The sequence below is a fragment of the Collinsella sp. i06-0019-1H4 genome (genome assembly GCF_042849575.1).
In the GTDB taxonomy this organism is placed as follows: domain Bacteria; phylum Actinomycetota; class Coriobacteriia; order Coriobacteriales; family Coriobacteriaceae; genus Collinsella.
Genome location: NZ_BAABYB010000001.1, coordinates 1,788,536 through 1,814,534 on the forward strand (window position 1 = coordinate 1,788,536; position 25,999 = coordinate 1,814,534).

Consider the following 25,999-nt stretch of genomic DNA (forward strand, 5'->3'; position numbering starts at 1 on the left):
CTCTCTGCCATTTGGTGCCACGGGGACAGGTCAGCTTGCACCAATAAAAAGAAAAGGGCCGCGCACCCAAATGGATGCACGGCCCTCATGCCATGAATGCGAGCGATTCTCTCGGCGAGCTATTTACTCAGCAGCCTCGGTGGTCTCGGCCTCTGCAGCGGCCTCCTCGACGGGAGCCTCGGCGGCCTGCTTGGCAGCCTCCTCGGCAAACTTAGCGGCACGCTTAGCCTTCTCGGCAGCCTTAGCCTCAGCGGCGGCCTTGCGAGCGGCCTCGGCCTCAGCAGCCTTGGCGGCCTTGGCAGCCTTGGCCTCCTCAGCCTTCTTGAGCTGGGCGGCAGCGGCGCCACCGAACTTGTCGGCGAAGCGCTGGACGCGTCCACCGGTGTCGACGAACTTCTGCTGGCCGGTGTAGAACGGGTGGCACTCGTTGCAAAGCTCGACCTTCATCTCGGACACGGTAGCGTGCGTCTTGAAGGTGTTGCCGCAGGAGCACGTCACCGTGCACTCGACATACTGGGGATGGATACCCTGCTTCATGGTAGGACTCCTTATTGGTCAGGCGCTGGTTACCGATCAGCGCATAAGGCGTCTTGGTTTCCGACCAAGACAACAAACCCGGCTATGGTACCACGGCGCCGAGCGTCCCACAAAAGGTTCACGGTCTTTTCGGCACAACACGAGCTGGCCCTTGAATATCAACTTCATCCGAACACTCCCCCACATTCATCTCTCGTATGTATCGAGGTATTCCTGCTTGAGCGTCTGCGAGGACGACTTGATCTTTTCCACGAGCGTGCCGGCTTCGATGAAGTAGAACGAGTTGGTGAGGTCTGCCAGGTCGTCGAGTAGATGGCTTGAAATGAGCACGCTGCGTCCCCGCGCCACCTCGCTGCGCATCGCGTCGCAGGAGGTTTTCCGTTTTCCCGGATCGAGGCCGTTCAGCGGTTCATCGAGGATGAGGTACGGGCAATCGGTCGCTATCGCCATGGCAAGCTTTACCTGCTGCTTCATTCCCGTCGAGAGTTTACGGGTCGGCTTGTCGAGATATGGGGAGATTCCGAGGGAGCTGCAGAGCGAGTCGATGTCGGCGGCCGATTTCCACGCCTCCCTAACGAAAGCAAGGTGCTCGAGGGCCGATAGCGTGGGATAGAGATCCGCGCCGCCTGAAGAGCTCAGGTAGACGAGTTCTGCGAATTCGGCTGATTGACGTTGGCTGATTCCGTCTGCCACCAGGCTTCCCGAGTGGATACGGGTGGGAAATTGGCCCGACAGCGCTTCAAGAAGGGTGGTTTTCCCCGAGCCGTTGGGAGCAATGAGGCCCGCCGCCGTTCCCGGGCTCAGGAAAAGCGATCCGATTGAAAGTATCGTCGTGCTTCCGTATCCCACGCTCACGTCCAGAAGCTCGAGCCCATGGCGCTTTTTCGCGGGTCCAGGCTGTTTGGGCGAACGTGTCGCAACGGCGCCGACCGCAAAAAAGACCGCGACGTATATCAGGGCCACGGCAAGCATCGATGCACCGCTTGAACCGGAGTCAATGAATTCTGTTGGGAAGCATCCTACGTAACCCGTTGCCTCGATAGGCGAGAACACGGCCAGCGGCAGGAGCTCGAGCGCGGCATTATGCCCCAGTGCCGAATCGGACAATAACGGGAATGCCGGGGCCGCGACAAGCAACGCGGAGGTAAGGGGGCCCGCGAAGACGCGCCTCGTTGCGGTCGATAGGACGACGGAACAAACGGATATCAAGGTTCCACCCGCGAGCAGCGCGAGAAGTATGGTCGTGAAGACGTCTCCCGCGGTCGTGGTAGTGAGCGCGCCGTTATGGAAGAAGGCGATCGGGTACCCGATCTGCCCGAAGCCGTTTAGGGCCAAGGCGTAAATACTCCCGGGCGCAAGGCCGGCGAGGAGCATCGCGGTCCCCGCGCCAATTATCGAAAACACGGTTTGGATAAGGCGCCGGAATTTGGGCACGGGCGCCTTTGCCGCCAGGGTCCCGGGCCTTGTGGCGCCGAGCACGAGTATCGACGAGAGAAGGAAGGGGATGAAGGGAAGGAAGGACGGCGCCTGGGCAATGGCGTAAGGCAGGAAGGAAAGGAATGGCAGGTCGCTTGCGGAGGCCGGGATATCCGTGATGCCGGAGCTGCTCAGGGCACGGCAATATGCGAGCGCCGCGTCATTGGTCTCTCGGTCTCCCACGATGGACCCGGATTGGAAGCCTTCGCCCATGAGCGCGTAGTAGCTCTCGGCAGAATCGAGAAAGGCGGCGTCGGTTTGAGCGGCGAGGGCGGCGTTCGCGTATCTTGCAAGCTCAGCGTCATCTTGCTGCTCTGGCGATAGGTCTGTGCCGCTGGCCTGGGGCGCGCGCGTATTGAATGCGTCGACAAAGCCCTGCATGTCCTGCTTCATAAAGAAGGGGCCGTAGATGGGTGAATTGAACGCAATGGGGACGGAGAAGGCTGCAGCGAGAACGAGCGTGGAAATCCATACGGCCTTGTCTCTTAGGATTAGTTTGAGAAGAAGTCGACAGTACATTCAGAAGCACCTGCATTCCTCAAAGAATCGTTAGATTAAAAGTAACAGACCGAATGAAGATGCGTGCGATGGGGGCGAGGCGAATGGCTGAGCGGTATCGATACGCGGGTTCAACGGCATCATATTGACCACATAGATTTTTAACTTGCATTTCTACCCGCCCTTTTCGTAGAGTCGCCGATACGTGCTTAGCGCACCCTCGGCGCGTCCGGCAGGCTTTGCGAAATGGGATCCAGGAGACTTCGGCGCAGCATCATCTTGCGGAATGCTTCTAATGAGCCTCCCATCCTTCAAAAACAGAATCTCATCGCACAGCCTATCGACCGAATCCAAGATGTGGGATGACATGATGATGCACGTACCAGAATCGGCCAGCTTCCTGAGAATCTCGGAATGCAAGTCCACCCTGCTGGGGTCGAGCGCGTTCATGGGCTCATCTAATAGAAGGTACCGCGCGCCCGTCGCATACGCAATCGCCAGGGTAAGCTGCTGCTTCATGCCCTGGCTCAGAGTGCGGATCCTCATCTTCGCGAACTCGCCTATCTGCGTTTGTTCCACTATCTCTTCGATATCGCGAGCGTGCGGCCACATATCGCAAACCATCTTGAGGTGATCTTCCGCACGCAATCCGGGATACAGCAGCGTCCCCTCACCAGGTGCATAGAAGATCATAGAACGGACCTCTCTCGCACCCGTACCCTGCACCTCATCCAGAACGATGCTCCCGTCCACGCGAGGACCCGGCAAACCTGCCATCGCACGCAGCAACGTCGTCTTTCCATGCCCGTTCGGAGCGACGAGACCGTAGACCGTACCCGGGGCAAACTCAGCGTTCACCGAATCTACGAGCACCTTCTTTCCATAAGAGATCGTCAGCGTTTGAAGGTCAATCATCGAGATCATCCCCTTTCGATCTTTGGAACACTCAGGCGCACCATCAACGGAGATACGGCGCCCAAGACCACCAGCAGAGCGCCCGATGCGCCGACGACCTCTCCAAAAGGCATCGCGTTCGTCCCTCGCCCAAGGAACCCAATCGTCCCCACCTGGGAAGCGGGATCAAACGAGGCGAATGGAGCCAGCAGCGCGACGCCCATGCCCACGCTTTCAACATGAGCGCTCAACGAACCCAACACCAAGAGAACCGCGCAAACCATTCCGGTGACAACGGGGTTGCGGCTAATCGCTGCTGTCAACGCAGCGACGACGGAAATCACGCCGTATGCCATGACCAGCAACGGAATACTGCACAACACCGCCTCCCCCACCATGGACGTTGTCGAAGCTCCCGCCCGAATGAGAGCGACGGGATACTCCGATCCACCCGCACCGTTCTTAATCACGGACACAACGACAGCGGGAACCATCGACACCAAAAGCAGCACCAAGCCAAGCAGGAGAGCCAGCGCAACAGCCGTCAGAAAACGCACATGCGCTGTTGCGGGGATCTGGAGAACCAGAAGGGAACGACACTGCAGGTGGGTGCACGCGAGCGATGTGACAACCACGGGCAACAGCAAAAATAAGGAGGGAAGCGCTGCCTGGAGATACGAAAGGAGGATTAATGGGGGCATCTTCGTACTTAACTCGTAAACCTTGGGTTCCGGCAAGCTCGCGATCGACTCAAGCAGAAGGGCGCGCGCCTCCGCACGAGAAGGAGTCTCCGGCTCGATTCCGATCGATTGCAGGAGAGTCGCATCTGCCGCGCCCAGCTCACCTCGAGCGCGCTCGTACGTCGCAAGGCTTCGAAACCCCTCCGCAGGCATAGGCGCGTACACGAAACCCGAAAGAGCATCCCGCATGTCTTCCAGGGCCGCTTTGCCCTCGACGTCCATATTCGCAGCGTTCTGCTCTAGATACCGATCTATTGAACGGAGCTCCCCATCCCTATACCGAACAGCGGAAACGTTATCAGCGTCAGGAAACATCTCGACCAGAGCCGGGGCCAGCATCGTCGTCGACATTGCAATCGCGCATACGGCGAGGGTAGGAGAACGCAGGAGCAGTTTCCCCATCGTTCTTACGTATGCAACGGCGGAGGCACAAGCGCTCGAACGAGTTGCCGTTCTCGATGCAGTGAAGGAACCTCTCTCAAGACAAATCGGGGATATCGGGCACGCGCAGCCGCTCTTTCCAGCAACGCAAAGCAGGCTAATTGCCAGCACCTCGATCCCGATTGCGCATACGAGGGCAATCGCGCCACGCTCGAAGCAAAGTCCAGGCAGATTCACTATCTGCGTTGTCGGGTACGGGCTATAGGCGCCGACGGTCAACTCAGTGTTCGCATACGTAAGGGGATTCAACAGGGCGAACTCACGTAAAGCGATGGATCTTCCGTAATACCCGGGAACCATCGTCACCCCCATCAGGGCACATACGAACACGATTCCAAGCGTAGGGTTATTGGCAATCTTCACGGCAAGGTGAACGACAAGCGAGATGAACGCTGCCACCAAGAATTGCAAGATGGCCGTCTGCGCGAACACCAGCCAAGCCGGTTTGATAACCGGAGTCGCATATTGAATGTAGCCTATCGGATAGAACGGCGAGCCCGGGCCATTCTTCACAAGCGCGGCGATTATCCCTGGAAGATTGATGGCGAGGACGGCAAGCATTGCAAAAACACTCGCCCATACGCTCGATGCAACAAGTCTACCCAGCTCGCCCATCGGTGCCTGGATGATGAGCTTTTCACGTTTGTTAAGACGCGCGGCAAGGAACGAGACGGCAACGGCCGTTGCGACCCATAGCAAGTACTCCTTCGATCCGTCATAATAGGTGTACTCTCCATCCGATATCTGCAGAAACGGAAGTAGGGGAGAGAGCGGTGCCAAGATAAGACGTCCCGCGGCAAGAGGGTACAGAAGCGCGGGCATGCTTGATGAAGAGGTATAGACACCGTCCTCCCCCGCATTCACAAGCGCATCCGCATAGGATGCTGACAATTCCTGCTCAACACGGGTTATTCCCGACTCGAGGTATTCGACCCGTCCGTCGATGCCAGCCGCGCTCCTGAAGACGGGCAGAGCACAAAGAACCATCAACGCAACAACGACAACACAGAGCGACCTGGAGGAGAGAAGCGACCTAAAGATCGCCTTCGAGATTTTGAGCATATTCATCGCCAACCTTAACCTCATCCAGTCGGAACAGAGGGGCCGAACAAAATGCTCGGCCCTTCCTCGCATCTAGTAGGTGCTATAGACAAATTGCCATTTATCAGTTGTGCCAAGAACACCACAGGAGCACATTGCAGCGAGGCGGGATTCCCTATGATGCGCGGATCGGCGATAGCCATTTCGGTAGGAGATCGTCTTGTAAGAGATGTTGAACATCGAGATGCTGTGCCCGCTTACGCCGCGAGGACAGCTGTAGCTCCAGTAGGTATCGACGACGTCGTCCGTATACCCGAGGGGCTCAACGAGGGCACACTGGCTGCTCTCCTGGGAAGGAGGCATCGGGGTATCCGCAAAAGCGGGGGCTCCCGGCAGCAACAGACAAAGAGCGAGGCCGAGGAAAACCAAGAGCTTACACGACTTAACAGTACTGAACATAATCCTCTCCAATCTAGAGGGGTTTCGGTTGCAGCATGCTGTGATTACTTGCCTGCAAAGTCAATTTAACATAAACTGTTAAAAAGTAACCTGAGTTTTTTAAATTCTTCGGAGGTTATTATGAGTTCCGACAATCGCACTCCCCGGCTTCATTCCTTCCGCATCGCATGTGCGATAGCCTCTGCGACCCTTTGCGCCACCGCCATCGCACAAGTGGCGTTCTCCTTAAAGCCAGCAATCGAAGTGCTCGACAACCCTGTAATTGCAGACTCCCCCGCGTATCCAGCCCTTGCGATCTCGACATTGGTCCCTGCCGTCATCGGTATCGCTACGACCATCCTCAGCGCCGTTCTCGTGTGGACGATCAAGAGCGGAGACCCCTTCAAGAAAGGGTCTGCGACATGCTTGAAGGTGCTCGGCATTCTCTTCGTTGTTCAAGCTGCCACCAGCCTCTACGCCGGCTCACTCAAAACCTCCGTTTCGATGTTTGGCGGCGAGGGGGCCGTCGGCGCCCAAGAGATCGCTTCATCATTCGATTGGACCTCTCTGGTTCTCGGCATCGTCCTGTTCATGCTTTCCCAGCTCTTCTTGTACGCCCGAGAGCTGTACCTCGACTCCGACGAGATTGCGTAAGGAAACGCCATGCCCGTAATTGTTCGCCTCGACAAGATCATGGCCGAGCGAAAGATTTCCTCGAACGAACTTGCCGAAAGGATTGGAACCACGCCCGTGAACCTGTCCCGTATTAAAAAAGGGCATATTCGCGGCATTCGCTTCAACACACTCGAGCAGCTATGCCTCGCCCTTCGTTGCCAACCCGGAGACCTTCTCGAAGTCATGAGCGAAGAGGATGCCCGAAAGGAGTTCGGACTCGATTGGTCCGCCGAGGATTAGAGGGCGGTCGTACTCGCCCTGCACACGGGGATGCGAATCGGCGAGGTCTGCGGCCTTCGGTGGTGCGATGTGGATTTCGAGACGGGCCTGATCTCGATCAGACACTCGGTGGCGTACGCGAAGGGAATGGGTTCGTTCATCAAGGACACCAAGACCCATGACGCCAGGGGTATCCCCATCGACCCGGTCGGCCTACTCCCCTTCCTGAAGGAGACCCACGAGATCGACTGCGGAAAGCTGCGCTTGCGCGGCCTTACCGGGGCGGTCGAGATCGGGGACTGCTACATCCTGTCGGAGCCGGGCGCGACCTTCGCGACGACAAGCTATATCCGCAGGGCGTTCAAGACGTTCTCGGAGACCAACGGCCTCATGGGCACCAACGACGAGCTGATCACGTTCCACGGCCTTCGCCACACGTTCGCAACGCAGTGGATCCGCCAAGGCGGCGATATCAAGGCGCTCCAATCGATCCTCGGCCACAAGGACGCCATGGCGACGCTCAACGTCTACGCCGACATCGAGCCCATCTCCAAAATCCATAACATGCTGCGCGCCACGCCGTGCCTTTGGCGCGGGCACCTCGGGCCGAGGGTCGATCCGGGTCCCATGTTCCAACAGAGGATCCAGGAGTCCATCGAGACGCTCCAGGCGTTCGGCTACGGCATCACCGAGCCGGACGACCGAAATATCGCCATACGCGACGTGAAGACGAACAGTTGGCTCTAGCTCACCGAGTACGCGGCAGTGCTGGGCCCATCCCAACTGAGGTCACGGTGGTCCGATAGGGGCGCCGCCCGCGGCATGCGCCGCGGAGCGGTATCCCCTACCGAAGGGCGGGGATGCCCTCCGCTTCCAGTTCGGAATCAGCCGTCGGAGGCGTTCGGCTGACTGCGGGAACGGCCTGTCCGCTCAATGTGTTCGGCTGAGATCGGAAATCAACCCAACACGAGCCGGACACGCGCCAGACGGCTCTTCCCCGTACGGCCTTCCCCCTTACGCTCATGTTGCAGGCATGTAACGCCGCAGCGAGCGCGCCTTTTTTGCGCCAGACAGGTACAATGATGAACACTGTACCGTAGCGGAGCGCCCCGCGCGCGCCGCAATCACGCGAAAGGGTTTCCCATGGCCGAGATCTCGTCCTCCCGTATCGTCATCACCGTCCTTGGCAAGAACCGCCCCGGCATCGTCGCCGGCGTCACCCGTGTCCTGGGCGAGGCCAACGTCGACATCCGCGACATCACGCAGTCCATTATCGAGGACATCTTCACCATGACCATGCTGGCCGATACCGCCGAGTCCAAGCTCGACTTCGCTGAGCTGCAGGAGGCCCTGGCCGATGCCGGCGAGCTTTCGGGCGTCAACGTGTCCATCCAGCGCGAGGACGTCTTTAACTTTATGTACCGCCTGTAGCGAACAGGCCGTGCAGGAACAGGCCGGCGCATCTGCACTCAAGCACGCCGCCCCCACACGGCCCGGAGAGGAGCGCACATGGCCTACGACGCCAAGAAAATCTATTACCGCTTCGATGACCACTTGAGCCGACTGGTTCTGGATTACGAAGCAAGCCGCCAGATTTCGTCTGAGAGCGAAAGCCTCTACCACGGCCTGCCGACCGACCCTTATGACGAGGGCTTGTTCGAAGAGCACAATGTCAAGCGCGGCCTGCGCAATGCCGACGGCTCGGGCGTGGTCGCGGGCCTCACTCGTATCTCGGATGTGCACGGCTACAACAAGGTCGACGGAAAGGTCGTGCCCGATCAGGGCAAGCTCACGCTTCGCGGCTACAGCATCGAGGATCTGGTCAACGATGCCCAGGCCGAGAATCGCTACGGCTACGAGGAAGTCGCCTATCTGCTTATCACGGGTTCGCTGCCCAACAAGGAAGAGCTCGACGGCTTTTGCGAGCGCCTGGGCGCCTTTAGACACCTGAGTGACGAGTACGTTAAAGAGTTCCCTATGACCACGGTGTCGTCGAGCATCATGAACGTGCTCCAGCGCGCCGTACTGTTGCTCTACGCCTTCGATGCCGAACCAGACGTGATCACGCCCGAGCACGAAATCGACGTCGCCATTTCCATGCTCGCACGTCTCCCGCGCATCGCCGCCTTCGCACACATGGCCTCGGTCGCCAAGCTTCGCGGCTCCGAGGTTCACGTGCCGCACCCCACGCCCGGTCTCTCCACCGCCGAGACCATCCTACAGGTCTTGCGCGGTGGCATGGCGTTCACCCGCGACGAAGCCATGCTGCTCGACGTGATGCTCATGCTGCATGCCGAGCACGGCGGCGGCAACAACTCCACCTTCGCTTGCCGCGTGCTGTCGTCTTCGGCCACCGACCCGTATTCCGCCTACGCCGCGGCTATCGGCTCGCTCAAGGGCCCGCGCCACGGCGGTGCCAACGCCAAGGTCGTGTCCATGCACGAGGACATCCGCGCGCATGTCTCCAACTGGGAGGACGAGGACGAGGTCGCAGCCTACCTGGGCAAGATCCTCGACAAGCAGGCCTTCGACGGCACGGGCCTCATCTACGGTATGGGCCACGCCGTCTATACGCTCAGCGACCCGCGCGCCGAGGTCTGCCGCCGTTACGCGCGCACGCTTGCCGCCAAGAAGGACCTGGGCGATGAGTTCGCGCTCATCGAGCGCATCGAGCGCCTGGCACCCCAGGTCATGCGCGACCACGGCATGACCAAGCCCATCTGCGCCAACATCGACCTGTACACGGGCTTTATCTACAAGATGCTCGGCGTGCCCGAGACGCTTTTTACGCCGTTATTCGCCGTCGCCCGCATGGCCGGCTGGTCGGCACACCGCATGGAAGAGCTCTTCTGCGCGCACCGTATTATTCGCCCGGCCTATCGTCCGGTGATCGAGCCGCTGGAGTACAAGCCGATCGCCGACCGCTAGGACGCGGACCGTTATAGAACTCGAGCGTGGCCAGGGCATCACCGCCCTCGGCCACGCTTTTTATGCCAGTAGAAAGGGCTGCATCGAATGATTGTTTTTTCCGATATGGATGGAACACTGTTGACGAGCGACAAGCAGATGGGCGACGCCACCTGGGCGATGCTCGACGAGCTCGCACGTCGCAGCATTGAGTTTGTACCGTGCACGGGGCGTCCGCTGTCGGGCGTCTTTGAGCCCATCCTCGCCCATCCTGCCGTGCACTACGCGGTCTGCGCCAATGGCGCCAGCGTCTGGCAGCTCGACGACGATGTGCCCAACGATGCCTCGCGCGCCACGCGCATTTTGAGCCGTCCGCTCGATCGCGGCATTGCCCATCGCGTCCATCGCATCGCCGCCGGCCACGATGTGACCTTCGATATCTTCGCGGATGGGCAGTGCTTCCTCCCCCGCTCGCTTTACGGGCGCCTGGATGAGTTCTGCGGCGGTGACCCCCACATCGCGGCTTCGCTCAAGCGCACACGAACACCGATCGACATGGATATCGACAGTAAGATCGACGGGGTCGAGACGCTCGAACGCATCGCCATGTACTGGCACGACCCGGCCGATCGCGACGCCATCGCGGCTGAGCTCGACACGCTCGGAGGCATTGAGGTCACGCGTTCTTACGCCATGAATATCGAGGTCATGGGTGAGGGCGCCACCAAGGGAACGGCCCTCACGTGGCTATGCGAGCACCTGGGCGAGCGTCTCGTCGACGCCTGGGCGTTCGGCGACAACATCAACGACATCCCCATGCTGCAGGCAGCGGGCCACGGCATGGCCATGATCAACGCCGAGCCCGAGGACCGCGACGCCGCCGACGCCATCACCGAGTTCGACAACGACCACGACGGCGTCGCCCGCACCATCATGGCTGCCCTCGCCTAGCAGCAGCAACCCGGCAGGGTAGCTAATTTGGGGACACTCTTCGCGGGGCGCCGCTGAACTGCGTCCCGAATCTTGGCCTTCTTTATTAGAAGCGAACACTAGGACGCTTTCAATAGCCGTTTCCGAAACTCCACCGGGGTGAGGCCGCCGAGCGCCACCTGGCGACGCCTCGTGTTCCAATGCACGACATAGGCGTCGAGGTCCCTCTTGAAGGACTCGAAGTCGGCCCACTCGACGCCCCTGAAGAACTCGTCCTTGAGATGCCCGAACACCTGCTCCGTCGCCCCGTTGTCTAGGCAGTTGCCCTTTCTCGACATGCTCTGCCTGGCGCCGTGCCTCCTGAGCTCGCCGGTCCACCTAGGGTGCTGGTACTGCCATCCCATGTCGCTGTGGACGATCGGCGAGGCCCCGGCCGGCATCCTCGCGAACAGGCGCCTGAGCACCTCCTCCTGCTGGGCCATGTCCGGGCTCGTCGACACCGACCAGGAGACGATCTCCTTCGTGCAGAAGTCGTAGACCGGGGCGAAGTACGCCTTGCCCCAGGGCTGCCTGAATTCCGTGACGTCGGTCCCGAGCTTCTCCCACGGGGCGCCCGCGCGAAAGTCACGCGCTATCAGGTTGTCGAATCTCTCGCCGACCGGACCGCGGTAGGAGTTGTAGCGATGGTAGTCGGTCTCCCGGCGGATGCCGCAGCGGATGCCGAGCTCCCGCATCATCTTGAGGACCGTCTTGTCCGCTATCCTCGCGCCCAGCTCGGCCCTCAGGCACATCGCTATCTGGCGGTGGCCGCACCCGTTCGCCGTCCTCGAGAAGATCTCGCGCACGGCCTCCCGGAGCTCTGGCCGGGTCGCTCTCGGCGGGTGCGCTACGGCATAGTGGTAGCTCGACGGCGCGAGCCGCGCGGCCGCGAGCAGGTCGCATAGGCGGTGGTGCCCTGAAAGGGAGGCTACGACCTGGGCTTTCTCCCAGTTTGAGAGCTCTTCTCCGCTTTCAGGGCTATCGATTTTTTTAGATACGCCACCTGGGCCTCGAGTTTGCGCACGCGCTCCTCGAGCTCCCGCTCGCGCGTCCGCCCCCCGGGGCCCTCCGGCCTGCCGCGGCGTCCCGGCTCGAGCGCCTCCGGCCCGCCGTCGCGGTACAGCCTGCACCAGCGGTCGAGCGATGTGGCGGCGGCGATGCCGAAGCGGGCCATCGCCTCCGACCGCGGCATCCCCTCGTCCACGACGGCCCTCGCGACGGCGAGCTTGGTCTCCATGTCGTAGGTCCTGCGGCTCTCGCCCATCCCGATCAGCCCCTTCCTCCCGGTTGCCCGGTACGCGTAGAGCCATTTTCTCACCGCCGGGGCGGGAACGTCGAGCTTCTTGGCCGCGAGTTCGAAGCCGAGGCCGGCCTCGAACAGGTCGGCGGCGCGTGCCCTCATCTCGCGACCGTATCTTGCCTTCTTCCTGCGGGGCATTTCCGATGCCTCCCTTTTCTCGAACCTTAATTTCAAAGTCCAAGAAATGGGATGCAGTTCACGCAAGGACTGTCCCCATCTGCCGAATTAGGCGAGACTCTCCAGCACGCGACGGAGCTCCTGCTGGACGGCGTGGTCGCGGTTGCACCCCACCACGCGATCGGCGACTGCCTTGAGCGCGGGGCGCGCGTTTTCCATCGCGCAGCCCGTGCCGACAAAGCGAATGATCTCGTAGTCGTTCATCGAGTCGCCAAACGCTATGACCTCGTCGCGATCAATGCCGTAATGCTCCGCGAGCTGCGCGATACCCGAGGCCTTCGATACACCAGGCTGCATGGCATCGATCCACGCGTTGCCCGAAGGCGCAAAAGTAAAGAGCTGACCAAGTTCGCGCTGTAGCACGTACGCACTGTCCATAACCGCACTGTCGTCGCAAAAGATACTCGCTTTGATGATATTTACGCTGGGATCGGGCAGCTCCCAAATACGCTCGGCATTGGGAAGGTCCTTATCGACCTCACGCACGAACTTGCACTCGTCATCGAGCAGGAAGGACTTGGTTCGGTCAAAGAGCGCAAGATGCAGATTGGGAAACGTCCTGACGGCTTGGGCGAGCCTTCGAATCGCCAGGTGGGAATACACCTCACGGTCTACCATCTTACCGTCGGCGTAGACTTGGGCGCCGTTAGCGGCGACAAAGTCCATCTTGTCGCGAACGGGCGCAAAGAACTCGCACAGGCGATCGTAGCGACGACCTGACGATGCGGCGAAATGCACGCCATGCTCGTGTAGCGCCAGAATCAGTTCGTAGGTCTCGGGAGGCACCTGGCCGTTTTCGTCAAGCAGTGTGCCGTCCATATCGGATGCAATCAGTTTAAACATAGAAAAGCTCCCTTCGGGCTTAGTAGTGAAAACAGATGTATATCTGAAAACACCGTACCCAAAGGGAGCTCGAATAAGACCCCGTAGTTATAAACGTTACATGGACCTAGCAAATAGCTCACGCGCGCCAGAGGCCCCACGGTCGCGACGTCAGGCAGCCCGCCAAAGAGTGTCCCCAACGGCTAGTCGTTTAAGAACGTCCCTGATGACTAGTCGGCGTAGGTGAAGGTTGTGACGTCGAACATGCCCTCGGGACGGATGCGGAGCGTCGGGATCACCGGCAGGGGCAGGAAGATGATGCCCATGATGGGGTCGAGCGGCGGCTCGATGCCCATGGCGCGCGCCTTGACCATAAAGTCGTCGTGCTGCGCCGCAACGTCTTCGGCAGCGCCCTCGCTCATCAGGCCGCCGAGCGCCAGCGGAATGCGCGCCACGACCTCGCCGTTGCGCACCAGCACGTGGCCGCCCTGGCCCACGGCCTCAACGGCAGCCATCATATCCGCCGCATTGTCGCCCACCACGCACACGTTGTGCGAGTCGTGGCCGATCGTGGAGGCAATGGCGCCACCGGTGATGGTAAAGCCGCGCACCCAGCCGCGACCGATATGCTTGCCGACCAGGCCCAGGCCAGCGGGGCCGTCGCCGTCGGCGCCCTCGGCCTGCAGCGACACGCCGCGGCCATGGCGCTCAATCAGCATAATGCGGCGCAGGCCCTCGGTGTTCTTGGGGCGAACCATGCCCGTGATGGCCTTGCCCGGCACCACGTCAATCACGGCCTCGCCCGGCTTAAAGGCATAGTCGAATACGTCGAGCGAAAGCTTCGGCAGCTTAACGGAGGCGCGTAGCTCATCGGCAAGGGCCGCGACCTCGGCCATCTCGGGTGCAATCTCGCCCACAAAAGTGCCGTCCTGTGCCACGAGCGCGCCGGCGGCATACACGCGATGCGGAGCCGTGGCAAACGTCAGGTCGTTGAGCACCAGCAGGTCGGCACGCTTGCCCGGGGCAATCGCACCACGCAGCTCGTGTGGGTCGCGGCAACCGTGGTCCAGGCCAAACGCCTCGGCCGTGGAGAGGGACGCCATAGAGATAGCGACCACGGGGTCGATGCCGGCCTCGATAGCCGCGCGGCAGGCATTGTCGATCATGCCGGTCGCAAGCGCATCGGAAGGGGCGCGGTCGTCGGTCGCGAAGCAGCAGCGGCGGGCGCGCGCGGGATTCTCTAGCAGCATCGGCGACAGGTTGGCCAAGTCGTGGCTACACGTACCTTCGCGCAGCATCACATACATGCCGCGGGACAGTTTATCGAGCGCCTCCTCGGGAATCGTCGACTCGTGGTCGGCGATAATACCCGCCGCGGCATAGGCATTGAGGTCCTTGCCGGCAACGAGCGGCGCATGACCGTCGACTTGCTTGGACGGCGTCTGGTTAGCGGCATCGATGCGAGCACAGGTCTCGGGATCGGCCATAAAAACGCCCGGAAGGTTCATCATTTCGCCCAGGCCAAAGACATCGCCCGGATGCTCGGCAAAAAACGCCTGCATATCGGCAGCCGAAATAACGGCACCGGCCTGCTCGTCGGGCAGCGCGGGCACGCACGAAGGCATCATGTACTTGATGGAGATGGGTGCGCGGCGGCCGTCCTCGATCATAAAGCGCAAGCCGTCGAGACCGGCAACATTGGCAATCTCGTGGCTGTCGGCAATGGCGGTGGTAGTACCGCGCGTCGCGGCCATGCGAGCATACTCGGCGGGACGGATGTTCGAGGACTCGATATGCAAATGCCCGTCAATAAAACCGGGAGCGAGATAGCGACCCTGGCAGTCGATGACCTCAGTTGCCTCGTAGGTGCCAGCGGCATCGTCGCGACCATCGTAGAGCACGCCGACGATCACACCGTCCTTGACGGCAACGCTACCGGGCGCCACACGCTGGCCATACACGTCGACGATCTGCGCATTGGTAAACAGCGTGTCGACGGGCACGCGCCCCTCGGCAGCATCGATCACAGACCTCATGACCTCAACGGACATACATACTCCTTTAACCGTAGAAAAAAGCTGCGGAGCGGACAGACCTTCACCGCAGCAAGCCAATAGCCATTGTATGCCAAAAAGAAAGTCCCGCTAACACCCCTTCCGCTTAACGGCACCGCCAAATGATCCCTCCGTCCCCAAGGGATCGTCGCAACCAAAAAGGCCGCAGTCGGGATTCCCGGCTGCGGCCTTATTGCACTTGTGAGGTCAACTCGCTCGTTAGACCAACTTAAAGCCCTTGCGCTTGCCCACGGAGAGGGTGTCGCCCAGCTTGAGGGCGCTCGGATCGATGTTGTAGCTCTTGGGAGCCACAGCCTTGCCGTTGATCTTGACGCCGCCGCCGTCGATGTCGCGGCGGGCCTGACCGGCGCTGGCCGAAAGGCCCAGGTCCTTGAGCAGGCCAGCGAGGTAAATCTGGCCCTCGTCGTTGACGGTCAGCTCAACGTGCTTCTCGGGGAAGTCGGCAAGCTGGCCCTCCTTGAACACACGGTCGAACTCGGCCTGAGCCTCGTCGCCGGCGCCAGCACCGTGGTAGGTGTCGCACAGGTCGCGGCCTAGAGCGCGCTTGAGCTCGTAGGGGTCGGCGGAGCCATCGGCCAGGGCGGCATCGATCTTGTCGACCTCGGCCGGGGTGAGCGAACTGGCCAGACGATAGTACTTGCCGATCATCTCGTCGGGGATGGACATGGTCTTGCCGAACATATCCTTGGGAGCATCGGTCAGGCCGATGTAGTTACCGTAGGACTTGGACATCTTACGGACGCCGTCGGTGCCCTCGAGCAGCGGCATGGTGAGCGCGATCTGCGGTTCCATGCCCATCTTCTCCATGAGCTCGCGGCCGGCGAGCAGGTTAAAGAGCTGGTCGGTGCCGCCCATCTCGACGTCGGCCTTGATCTGCACGGAGTCGAAGGCCTGCATCACAGGGTACAGGAACTCGTGCAGGGCAATCGGCGTCTGGGACTGGTAGCGCTTGGTAAAGTCGTCGCGCTCGAGGATGCGGGCGACGGTGAACTTGGAGCACACCTGCAGCAGGCCGGCCAGGTCCATCGAAAGGATCCAGTCGCCGTTGTGCACGATGGTGGTCTTCTCGGGGTCCAGGATCTTCATGGCCTGGCTCACGTAGGTCTCGGCGTTGGCCTCGATCTGCTCCTGCGAAAGCTGCGGGCGGGTGGAGTTCTTGCCCGAGGGGTCGCCGATCAGCGCAGTGCCGTTGCCGATGATAAGGGTGACGTTGTGGCCCAGGTCCTGGAACTGACGCATCTTGCGCAGGGGCACGGCATGGCCCAGGTGCAGGTCGGGGCTGGTGGGATCGACGCCGAGCTTGATGTTGAGGGGCTCGCCCTTCTCAAGCTTCTTGCGAAGGTCGGCCTCGGGGACGATCTGCGCTGCACCCGAGGTGATGATACGCATTTGCTCGTCAACAGACAGCATTGGGTATCCTCCTTTTGCTATAGCACCCTCACCGGATACGGCGGTGCTGGAAGTTCATAAACCCACTAATAATAACCAAAACAGCGCGACGCGGCACCTACGACAGGAAAATCCTCGTCCTGCCGCACGCGTCGATAACGACCGGCAAACGCGTGCCGTCACGTTCGACCAAAAAGCGCGCCTGCTGACGGCGCGAGCAGTCACGGCAACGGACCTGCCCCGTTGCATCCGTGGCGCAGGCGCCCTCGGCAGTCAGCAAGCAGTGCTCGCACACCATGAGCTCGGGACGGTCGGCATCGACAGGCCCCAAGACACCGGGGCAAGCGGCAAGTTCGGCAACACGCTCCGCATCATTGCCGAGCAACTCGGCCGACAAGCACACCCGCCCCGCACCGAGTCCGCGCAGCCAGGTAAGCGTGGCCCGATTGGCACAGAACACCGGCGCCGCCACGTCAAACGTTGTGCCCAGCTCGCGGGCCATCGCCACTTGTCCCAGATTGCGGCAGACGACGCGCCCGGCACGCTGCATAAGCGCCCGAGTCCGCTCGGCGTCGCCCGCGCGGCACACTTCGTCGAGCACCACCGTTGTATCGGACAGATCTCGCTCATCGCGCGGACCCACATCCATCAGCTCCCAGGCAAAGACCATACGAGCAAAATCCTCGCGCTTTGCCGGCCCCGCCGACCCCACCAACTCCGTCGACGCACCGCCATCCACCGCAGCGCCCTCAAAGGGCAGCACCTCAACGGCACGCGCAACGGGCGCAATCGCATCCGCCTCGGCCCGCATGCGCTCCAACACCGCCGCCGTCTGATCCAACACGCCGGCGCTGCGAATCAGATAGACCTCGCAGCCCGCGTCCACCTTACGTTTGCAATGCACGACGATGCGCTCCCCCGCAGCGGCATCCACGGGGCAAGGCACCTGTGGCCAGCGCTTGGGCACATCGGGACGCGCGTCGGCACCCGGGTAAAATCGGATTTCGAGCGTATCGCCCGCCGCCACGGCGGCATCGAGCTCAACCGTCACCTCTTCGTGACCCACCGCCACCAAGTGGCCCACGCGCACGCCCTGGTTGATCGCGCGCTCAAAGCTCATGAGCTCGGCACCCGAACGACCCCGCAGGTAAGCATCGGTAAACCCACGGTTAAACGACCTTCCCAGCTCGCGTTCAAGCTCTTCCACGGCACCGGAGTCCCACGCGCCGTCGCACAGCATATCGAGTGCCCGACGCCACACCCTCACCACGTTGAATACGTAATCGGGATTCTTCATGCGCCCCTCGATCTTGAGCGATGCCACGCCGGCGGCAACAAGCTCGGGCAGGTGCGCGATACCCAGATAGTCACGCGGACAAAGCAGGCGGTCTCCCTCGACGGCAACAACACTCTGCCCCGCCTCGTCCACTAGGTCGTACGCCAGACGGCACGGCTGCGTGCAGTCGCCGCGCATCGCCGAGCGCCCACGCCGCAAGGCCGAGAACTCGCACGCCCCCGAATAGCCGATGCAAATCGCACCGTGGCAGAATACCTCGATGGGCACGCCCGTGGCACATAGCGCCGCAATCTCGTCGACCGTCAGCTCGCGTGCCGTCGTCACGCGCTCGACCCCCAGCTCATCGGCGGCAAGCCGCACGGCACCCTCGCTATGAGCGCCCGCCTGCGTGGACAGGTGAATCTCGACCCCGGGAATCGCCGCGCGCAGCGCGCAGGCCAACCCGGCATCGGCGACAATCAGAGCACCGGCGCCCAGCTCCAGTGCATGAGCTCCCAACGCCACCGCGTCGGACAACTCATCGTCAAACACGAACACGTTGAGCGTCACGTACACACGCACGCCATGGGCATGCGCCACGGCGCAGCCGCGCGCAAACTCGTCATCCGTAAAGCCATGGGCGCCCACACGGGCGTTAAAGCCGCCCAACCCCGCATAGATGGCATCGGCGCCCGCGGCGATGGCCGCAAGCATCTGGTCGAGTCCGCCCGCCGGCGCCAGCAACTCGGGCAGCGCCGCACCGGCAGCATCCAATCCAGTCTCGTATTGTCCGCTCGGCCCCATCGCCCGAATCGCCATCGGCAAACTCCTTACCAAGGTATGCATTCACTCTGAAAAATGCCGTCTTCCAGCATACACGAGGCCTCGCGCGCCCCGTTTGGTTTATCGTGTAATAACTTATGTCCATCCTGCCCCGACGGCACATCCACCGTCCGGCACGACATACCTGGAGGTCAATATATGGGTCCTCGCCAACGACAGGGACGCAGCCGTTCAAAGACGCATGCTCTGCCCATAATCCTGCTCTCGTTTTTGGGCTTTCTGCTGATTGCGGGCGTGGCATTTGGCATCGGCATGGTCGGCAACGTCAACCGCTGGCTGTCCGATCTGCCCGACTACACCGACGCCAACGCGTATCTGGTGAGCGAGCCCACCGAGATCGTCGACTGCAACGGCAACAAGATCGCGAGCTTCTACACGCAAAACCGCAAGTCTATCACCAAGGACGAGGTCTCCCCCTACGTGCTGCAGGGCACCGTTGACGTCGAGGACGAGCGCTTCTACGAGCACGGCGGTATCGACCTGTGGGGTATCGCGCGTGCTGCGGTGGCAACCCTCGGCGGCGGGCACGAAGGCGCCTCGACGATCACCCAGCAGCTTGTGCGCAACACCATCCTGCAGGAGGAGCAATTCGACTCGACCATTGAGCGTAAGGTGCGCGAGGCCTACATCGCCATCAAGATGGAGGACATGTACTCCAAAGACGAGATCCTCATGATGTACCTCAACACCATCTATTACGGCCACGGCGCCTACGGCATCGAGGCCGCAGCCGAGACCTATCTGTCCAAGAGCGCCGCCGACCTCACCCTGAGCGAGGCCGCGCTACTCATCGGCCTTCCCAACTCGCCTTCGCAGTACGACCCCACGGTCAATCCCGATCTGGCACTGTCTCGCCGCAACAAGGTTCTCGACAACATGCTGCGCCTGGGCCACATCACCCAGGAGGAGCACGATGCCGCACAGGCCGAGCCCATCACCCTCAATGTGACCGAAATCTCGGGCAGCGGCGTCGACGTATACTCGCAGCCCTACTTTGTCTCCTACGTCAAGCAGCTGCTGGAGCAGGAGTTCTCGACCGACGTGCTCTTTAAGGGCGGCCTGACCGTCAAGACCACCATCGACCCCACGATGCAGCAGGTGGCAGAGAATGCCGTCCGCGAGCAGCTCGACACGCTCTCGCTTGACGGCCTGGACATGGGCATGGTCGTCGTCGACCCCAAGACCGGCTACATCAAGTGCATGGTGGGCGGCTACGACTACAACGCCGACGAGAACCACGTAAACCATGCCACGGCCAAGCGTCCCGTCGGCTCCACCTTTAAGGCCTTTACGCTGGCAACTGCCATCCAAAACGGCATGAACCCCAACGTCACCCTCAACTGCAACTCGCCGCTCAAGGCCAAGGGCACCACGACCGAGGTCCAAAATTACGCCAACCAGAGCTACGGCAGCATCACGCTTAAGCAGGCGACGGCATACTCCTCCAACACCGGCTACATCCAGGTGGCGGAAGCCGTCGGCAACAGCAAGATCATCTCGCTCGTCAAAAAGCTCGGCATCGACCCCGCCAAGGACAACATCGAGGACGTTCCCGTCATGACGCTCGGCACCGGCTCGATCTCGCCACTCGAGATGGCCGCCGCCTACGCGACGTTTGCCAACGGCGGCTACTATCGCCAGCCGATCGCCATCACCGAGATTGATTCTCGTACCGGTTCGGTGCTGTACCAGCACACCGACAATCCCTCACAGGTGCTTACCGAGGGCGAGGCCGCCGCGGTCACCGATGTTCTGTCCGGCGTCATGAAGGGCAGCGGTACGGGTGCTGCCGGCGCCCTGAGTGTCAACCAGCCCTATGCCGGCAAGACGGGCACCACCGACAACACCACCAACCTGTGGTTCTGCGGCTATACCCCGCAGCTGGCGTGCGCCCTGTGGACCGGCTATTCCGCGGGCGAGATCCCCATCCAAAAGTACGGCACGGACCTGCTGGGCGACAGCACCAACCTGCCTGTCTTTAAGCGGTTTATGAACACCGTTCTGACCGGTACCGAGCGCGAGGAGTTTGCGACCGGAACGGCGCCCACCTACAAGAACAACAGCGTCTGGAAGTTCTACGGCACCAATAACACCAAGAAGTCGGAGAACGACGACAAGGACAAGGACGAAGAGGAAGAGGAAACCACCACAACGACTACCACGACGACCACGACCACCGAGACCACGGGCGGCGACACCACCGGCGGCACCGGTACGACCGGTGGCTCGACGGGCGGCTCCACTGGTGGTTCGACCGGCGGCGATGGCGGCACGCCTACGCCTACGCCCACTCCCACTCCCGACCCCTCGCCCACGCCTGACGATACGGTCGGCTAAGAAGTACGCGACTAAAGCCAACAAGGCCCCGAGCAGCTTATTGAACTGCTCGGGGCCTTTTAGTTTGAAGCGACTGGGCGGTCGTTATACCAGCAAACAAAAAAAGGGGATACCGACCAACGTCGACACCCCTTACAAGCCACTATGTAAGCGCACGCAGTGCCGAGCGCACGACCCGCACGCCTACTTGCGAGAATTGCTCAGCTTATTGATCAGCGCCTCGAGACGCTCGCCGTCCTCGGCCGTCTGGGCAATAACCAAAATCGTATCGTTGCCGGCAAGCGAGCCAAGCACATCGGGCAACTCTGCCGCATCAACGGCGGCGGCGATGCCGGAAGCCGTGCCAGGCTGAGCCTTGATCATAACCAGATTATCGGTACGCAGAACGCCCGTTACGAGCTCGGAAACCATGCGCTGCAGGTGCAGGTCCTCTGCCAGAACATAGATGCCCTCAGGGAGCTTACGCAGCCCCATATCGGCAATATCGCGAGAGACAGTCGCCTGCGTGCAATCAAAGCCCATAGCACGGAGCTCATCGACCAGCACACGCTGCGTGCGGACGTCCTTATTGCGCACAATATCTCTAATGGCATCCTGGCGCCCATTGCGTTTTTTAGCCATACAAACCCTCACTCCAAAAGATGGCGGAGACAATCAATCAGTGATTGAATAGTTTAACGCTATTTGAAGGCTTTTGTGTATAAGAACGCATTTCGAAACAATTCTATGCAAGTTTGTTTCGTAATGAGCCGTTTAGGCGGTTTTTGCGCCCGTCCGGTTAAGAAAAGCTGCCAGATGCGTACACATCACGCAACGCGCGGGCTTGGCGCTGGCGATCGGCCCAAACAACAGACCGAGCCCCCGATGGTTATCCTTGAGCGCGGCGACCATCTGACGGGTTCGAGGCGCCTCGAGCATATCACGCATGCGGGCGGAACGCTCGATTGACGACACCCCATGCGGGCTCAGACACAAATTCTCGATGCAGGCGACCAGTCCGGCAAAGTAGAACTTTTGGCTTGCCAGCTTGAGCCGGCCACCGCTATCTGCTTCCGAGAGTGAGTCCGCAAGCTCGTCGAGTGCTCGGGTGTCATCGGATACCCTGGCATACATGGTGGGATCAAAGGCATCTGTAAGCTTAGGCGCCACCGCGTGGAAACAAGCGTCGCCGCATCCGGAGACGCGCTGCGCCTGCGAGAGCGCGCATGCCATAAACCCAACTGTGCGAAACGCCTTGTCGCACAAAAGGCATGCCTCAAACAGCGGACGGCTATACATCACGCCAGAGACTTGAGCAACCAAGCCGCCTAAAATCAACTGAGGCAGCCCGGCCACCATCGAAGACTTGTCTTCGATGACAATAGAGGCAGCATCCAAGACACGCGAATGGCGCTCTCGATGTGCATCATAGCGGTCGAGCGACACCGTGGGGAACACTATGTCTGCCGCAGTATCGCACGCGATATCGACCATCTTGGAAAGGGATTGCGGAGCAAACCACTCATCGGCGTTCATGGCGATGATTTGAGAGCCGCGCGAGGCAGCAAAACCGGCACGAAGACACGCGCCGCGCGTCGCGTCCTCGACGTCAATCAAATCAATATGGATGTCCCTGTCGGCAGCAACTTGAAGCGAATGGCGCACACCGGGCGCAGTATCGCGACAGACAACGACAATCTGCAAATCGTAGAGGTCTTGGTTCTGGATACTCTCGAGCGCACGCATCGCATAGCTGGGCGAACCTTCTACCACAAGGATCACCGAAAGTCGCGGATGCGAGCCACGTCGAACCAAATTATCCGTCCTCTCGACAGTAATGAATCAAACCGTGGTTCATGGTACACCCCGGCAATAAAAGCAATGAGACACCGGTTGCATTGCACGCCAAGAACAGATGTTGCACACGCGCAGCCCACAGATGACAGGTGTCGACGCACGACACGTCGAGCCCTCCCCTAGTCGAGCACGACAAGCTCGGCGGGATCGTAATCCACGCCCATAAACGTAAGGCCGCAGGCAGGAGCCGTGGGGCCCGCAGCGGTACGGTCGCAAGCATCGATAACCTCGCGCATCCACTCGGGTTCACGGCGATGCATGCCAATCTCGACAAGCGTGCCCACGATCGTACGGACCATCGAATGCAGAAACGCATTGCCCTCGATGGTGAACGTCAGGATGTCCTCGCCAAACGCAACCTCATGGCCAAATTCGGCACGCATCACGCAGCGATGCGTGGGCTTGCCAACGGCCGAGGCAACCTTGCAAAAGCTCTTAAAGTCCTGCTCGCCCAAAAGCGCAGGGCAGGCGGCCGCCATCGCATCGACGTCGAGGGGATAGCGATGCCACCACACCGCACCGCGCGAGAGCACGGGGCGCGCATCGCGATCGGCAATACGGTACGTATACGTACGGGACCGCGCGTCAAAGCGGGCAGAAAAGCCCCTACGGGCCTTGTAGACCTCGTTTATGGCGATATCTTTGGGCAGGAGGGCATCCATAGCCCTCAGCCACCTACGGCGCGTCAGAGCAAGCTCAGCGTCCGTTACGGGCACGCTAATGTACTGGGCCACCGCATGCACGCCGGCATCGGTACGACCCGCACACGTCAGATCGATCGGGCGGCGCAGCAGCGTCTCGATAGCGCGGCGTAACTCGCCCGCAACGGTCGTCTGGCCCGGCTGCTCGGCAAATCCGCTATAGGACGAGCCATCATAGGCAACACGGAATACAAGCGTGGCATCGAGCTCAGGAATCGAATTGAAATCAGACGGCGCGGTCATGGGCGCTCCCAACAAACAATCAACGGTATCGCGACAAAAAAAAGAGGGGTACGCGAACGTACCCCTCGAATATAGCCTATGCAGACGGATTGTCTACTCAGCGGTCTCCTCAGCAGGAGCCTCCTCGACGGCCTCGACCTTCTTGGGAGCAGCGGCCTTCTTGGGGGCCGGAGCAGCCTTCTTGGCCTTAGGCGTGCAAGGCTCGGTGACGAGCTCCATGATAACGATAGGAGCGTTGTCGCCCTTACGGTTGCCGAGCTTCATGATGCGGGTGTAACCGCCGTTGCGGTCCTGCCACATGCCCTGGGCAGCCTTGTCGAAGATCTCGGCAACGAGCTGCTTATCGCCGAGCTTGGCGATGGCCAGACGACGAGAGTGCAGGTCGCCCTTCTTGGCCCAGGTGATGATCGGATCGACGACCGAACGCAGCGCCTTAGCGCGGGTCTCGGTGGTCTTGATGCGGTCGTTCTCGAAGAGGGCCTTGGCCAGGCTCTTCTTCATGGCCTTGGTGTGGCTCGCATCTGTGCCGAGCTTCAGGCCCTTCTTAACGTTGTGACGCATGGTCTAGTTTCTCCTCAAATATGCGAAGCATTAAGCCTTCAGGCTCAGGCCCATGGACTCAAGCTTGTCCTTCACTTCCTCGATCGACTTAACACCGAAGTTACGGATGTTGAGCAGATCGTTCTCCGAGAACTCAACGAGCTGACGGACCGAGTGAATGCTGGCGCGCTTAAGGCAGTTGTAGGAACGGACGGAAAGGTCCAGATCCTCGATCTGCTTGTCCAGCTCGGCGTTGTCGTTGGTGACCTCGGGAGCGAAGATCGAAGCCTCCTCCTCGACCTCGGGGGTCTCGGCAAGGTTCATAAAGGCAGCCATATGCTGGTTGATGATATTGGCAGCCTGGACCACGGCGTCGCGCGGAGCGATGGAGCCGTTGGTCTCGATCTCGAGGACAAGGCGGTCGTAGTCGGTGTGCTGACCGACACGGCAAGCCTCAACGAGCTTGGCGCAACGGGACACCGGCGAGTACAGCGAGTCGACGTGGATCACACCGATGGGATCGTTGTCGCGCTTGTTAGCCTCGCCAGAGACATAGCCGCGGCCATAGCCGATGCGCATGCTCATGGTGAGATGGCCACCCTCGGTAAGCGTAGCGATGTGCTGCTCGGGGTTGACCAGCTCAAACTCGGACGGAATAAAGAAGTCCGCACCGGTGACCTCGCAGGGGCCGTCAACAGAAATGGTGGCGGTCGCCTCGTCGGTCGTGCCGAGAGCCCTGAAGACAAGACCCTTGACATTCAGGACGATGTCGGTGACATCCTCGACCATGTTAGGGATGGTCATGAACTCGTGCTGTGCACCATCGATCTGAATAGCCTCGACGGCGGCACCCTCGAGCGAGGACAGAAGTACACGACGAAGGGAGTTACCCAGCGTATCGCCGTAGCCACGCTCGAGCGGCTCGACGGAGACACGAGCAGACGTCTCGTTGATCTCTTCGACCTGAACCTGAGGCCTAATGAATTCTGACATGTATTACCTCCAGCCTCAGCAGCCCGGATGGACTACTTAGAGTAGAGCTCGACGATGAGCTGCTCGTTGATATCACCGCTGATCTGCTCACGCGTCGGCAGAGCGAGCACGTTACCAGACAGCTTCTCGATATCGACCTCGAGCCAGCCAGGGACCTCAAAGCGCTCGGAGGAAATCAGGGCCTCCTTGATGGGGAGGAGGTCACGGAACTTCTCGCCGACAGCGACGACGTCGCCGGCCTTGACGCGGTAGGACGGGATGTCCACGCGCTTGCCGTTCACGGTGAAGTGACCGTGACGGACGGACTGACGAGCCTCTTTGCGGGTGCGGGCGAAGCCAAGACGGAAGACGACGTTGTCGAGGCGAGACTCAAGGATGATCATGAGGTTCTCACCGGTGACGCCGTTCATCTTACGGGCCTTGTTGAAGTAGCCGTGGAACTGCTTCTCCAGAACGCCATAGATGAACTTGACCTTCTGCTTCTCGCGCAGCTGCATGCCGTACTCAGATTCCTTGCGACGGCGCTTGGGCTGACGGATAGATTCCTTCTTGCTGCTGTAACCGAGCTCAGCGGGATCGATCCCGAGCTGACGGCAGCGCTTAAGAACAGGAGTCCTGTCGATTGCCATATT

Annotated in this window: 23 protein-coding genes; 7 read left to right on the plus strand and 16 right to left on the minus strand. The window is 60.7% G+C overall.

Annotated features, from left to right (window positions below; translation table 11 throughout):
• Window positions 1-123 precede the first annotated feature (123 nt).
• The 4 genes from rpmE to ACGHEN_RS07865 form a co-directional block, all read right to left on the minus strand.
• Complete coding sequence (rpmE, locus tag ACGHEN_RS07850; RefSeq protein ID WP_117638071.1) at window positions 124-537, minus strand: 50S ribosomal protein L31; 414 nt, start codon at window positions 535-537, stop codon at window positions 124-126.
• A gap of 186 nt (window positions 538-723) precedes the next feature.
• A complete protein-coding gene (locus tag ACGHEN_RS07855) occupies window positions 724-2,532 on the minus strand; it encodes an ATP-binding cassette domain-containing protein (RefSeq protein ID WP_390398653.1) in 1,809 nt (602 codons plus the stop codon).
• A 153-nt stretch (window positions 2,533-2,685) separates the two neighbouring features.
• Window positions 2,686-3,426 (minus strand): ATP-binding cassette domain-containing protein, encoded by a 741-nt coding sequence (locus ACGHEN_RS07860; RefSeq protein ID WP_117769450.1) that lies wholly within the window; start codon window positions 3,424-3,426, stop codon window positions 2,686-2,688.
• 5 nt (window positions 3,427-3,431) lie between these two features.
• Complete coding sequence (locus tag ACGHEN_RS07865; protein ID WP_117773355.1) at window positions 3,432-5,654, minus strand: hypothetical protein; 2,223 nt, start codon at window positions 5,652-5,654, stop codon at window positions 3,432-3,434.
• 552 nt (window positions 5,655-6,206) lie between these two features.
• On the opposite strand from ACGHEN_RS07865, the gene ACGHEN_RS07870 reads away from it, so the two are divergent.
• From ACGHEN_RS07870 to ACGHEN_RS07895, 6 genes are all read left to right on the plus strand, one after another.
• On the plus strand, window positions 6,207-6,719 hold the full coding sequence (locus ACGHEN_RS07870; protein ID WP_006235293.1) for a DUF2975 domain-containing protein: 513 nt from the start codon (window positions 6,207-6,209) through the stop codon (window positions 6,717-6,719).
• Window positions 6,720-6,728: 9 nt separating this feature from the next.
• On the plus strand, window positions 6,729-6,980 hold the full coding sequence (locus ACGHEN_RS07875) for a helix-turn-helix transcriptional regulator (RefSeq protein WP_006235292.1): 252 nt from the start codon (window positions 6,729-6,731) through the stop codon (window positions 6,978-6,980).
• An 18-nt stretch (window positions 6,981-6,998) separates the two neighbouring features.
• Window positions 6,999-7,706, plus strand: coding sequence for a site-specific integrase (locus ACGHEN_RS07880; protein ID WP_255360342.1), 708 nt, complete (start codon window positions 6,999-7,001; stop codon window positions 7,704-7,706).
• A 396-nt stretch (window positions 7,707-8,102) separates the two neighbouring features.
• Window positions 8,103-8,390: an ACT domain-containing protein gene (locus ACGHEN_RS07885; RefSeq protein WP_390398657.1), complete on the plus strand. Its 288-nt coding sequence runs from the start codon at window positions 8,103-8,105 to the stop codon at window positions 8,388-8,390.
• 78 nt (window positions 8,391-8,468) lie between these two features.
• Window positions 8,469-9,887 (plus strand): citrate synthase, encoded by a 1,419-nt coding sequence (locus tag ACGHEN_RS07890; protein ID WP_390398659.1) that lies wholly within the window; start codon window positions 8,469-8,471, stop codon window positions 9,885-9,887.
• Between the two features lie 87 nt (window positions 9,888-9,974).
• Window positions 9,975-10,817, plus strand: coding sequence for a Cof-type HAD-IIB family hydrolase (locus tag ACGHEN_RS07895; RefSeq protein WP_117773361.1), 843 nt, complete (start codon window positions 9,975-9,977; stop codon window positions 10,815-10,817).
• Between the two features lie 98 nt (window positions 10,818-10,915).
• On the opposite strand, the gene ACGHEN_RS07900 is transcribed toward ACGHEN_RS07895, so the two are convergent.
• From ACGHEN_RS07900 to ACGHEN_RS07925, 6 genes are all read right to left on the minus strand, one after another.
• A complete protein-coding gene (locus ACGHEN_RS07900; RefSeq protein WP_082222915.1) occupies window positions 10,916-11,821 on the minus strand; it encodes an IS3 family transposase in 906 nt (301 codons plus the stop codon).
• On the minus strand, window positions 11,764-12,339 hold the full coding sequence (locus ACGHEN_RS07905) for a transposase (RefSeq protein WP_390398660.1): 576 nt from the start codon (window positions 12,337-12,339) through the stop codon (window positions 11,764-11,766). The genes ACGHEN_RS07900 and ACGHEN_RS07905 overlap by 58 nt, the downstream gene beginning before the upstream one ends.
• Before the next feature lie 21 nt (window positions 12,340-12,360).
• Window positions 12,361-13,155 carry a Cof-type HAD-IIB family hydrolase gene (locus ACGHEN_RS07910; RefSeq protein ID WP_390398661.1) on the minus strand — a complete coding sequence of 265 codons (795 nt, stop codon included), beginning with the start codon at window positions 13,153-13,155 and terminating at the stop codon, window positions 12,361-12,363.
• Window positions 13,156-13,364: 209 nt separating this feature from the next.
• Entirely contained in the window at window positions 13,365-15,185 is a 1,821-nt protein-coding gene (locus tag ACGHEN_RS07915; protein WP_117773365.1) for an adenine deaminase, read from the minus strand.
• Window positions 15,186-15,407: 222 nt separating this feature from the next.
• Window positions 15,408-16,619 carry a tyrosine--tRNA ligase gene (tyrS, locus tag ACGHEN_RS07920; RefSeq protein WP_035137437.1) on the minus strand — a complete coding sequence of 404 codons (1,212 nt, stop codon included), beginning with the start codon at window positions 16,617-16,619 and terminating at the stop codon, window positions 15,408-15,410.
• A gap of 97 nt (window positions 16,620-16,716) precedes the next feature.
• Window positions 16,717-18,693, minus strand: a complete 1,977-nt coding sequence (locus ACGHEN_RS07925; protein WP_158565399.1) for a U32 family peptidase — start codon at window positions 18,691-18,693, stop codon at window positions 16,717-16,719.
• Between the two features lie 162 nt (window positions 18,694-18,855).
• Between ACGHEN_RS07925 and ACGHEN_RS07930 the strand changes: the two genes are divergently transcribed.
• The gene (locus ACGHEN_RS07930; protein WP_117773369.1) at window positions 18,856-21,054 is read left to right on the plus strand and encodes a transglycosylase domain-containing protein; all 2,199 of its coding nucleotides are present in this window, start codon (window positions 18,856-18,858) and stop codon (window positions 21,052-21,054) included.
• A 183-nt stretch (window positions 21,055-21,237) separates the two neighbouring features.
• On the opposite strand, the gene ACGHEN_RS07935 is transcribed toward ACGHEN_RS07930, so the two are convergent.
• From ACGHEN_RS07935 to rpsD, 6 genes are all read right to left on the minus strand, one after another.
• Window positions 21,238-21,675 carry an arginine repressor gene (locus ACGHEN_RS07935; protein ID WP_006235280.1) on the minus strand — a complete coding sequence of 146 codons (438 nt, stop codon included), beginning with the start codon at window positions 21,673-21,675 and terminating at the stop codon, window positions 21,238-21,240.
• A 132-nt stretch (window positions 21,676-21,807) separates the two neighbouring features.
• Window positions 21,808-22,806 (minus strand): glycosyltransferase, encoded by a 999-nt coding sequence (locus ACGHEN_RS07940; protein ID WP_147344016.1) that lies wholly within the window; start codon window positions 22,804-22,806, stop codon window positions 21,808-21,810.
• 203 nt (window positions 22,807-23,009) lie between these two features.
• Entirely contained in the window at window positions 23,010-23,834 is an 825-nt protein-coding gene (truA, locus tag ACGHEN_RS07945; RefSeq protein ID WP_117773373.1) for a tRNA pseudouridine(38-40) synthase TruA, read from the minus strand.
• Between the two features lie 93 nt (window positions 23,835-23,927).
• Window positions 23,928-24,395, minus strand: a complete 468-nt coding sequence (rplQ, locus tag ACGHEN_RS07950) for a 50S ribosomal protein L17 (RefSeq protein WP_006235277.1) — start codon at window positions 24,393-24,395, stop codon at window positions 23,928-23,930.
• Between the two features lie 30 nt (window positions 24,396-24,425).
• The gene (locus ACGHEN_RS07955; protein ID WP_006235276.1) at window positions 24,426-25,367 is read right to left on the minus strand and encodes a DNA-directed RNA polymerase subunit alpha; all 942 of its coding nucleotides are present in this window, start codon (window positions 25,365-25,367) and stop codon (window positions 24,426-24,428) included.
• Between the two features lie 32 nt (window positions 25,368-25,399).
• Window positions 25,400-25,996, minus strand: coding sequence for a 30S ribosomal protein S4 (gene rpsD, locus ACGHEN_RS07960; protein ID WP_006235275.1), 597 nt, complete (start codon window positions 25,994-25,996; stop codon window positions 25,400-25,402).
• Window positions 25,997-25,999 lie beyond the last annotated feature (3 nt).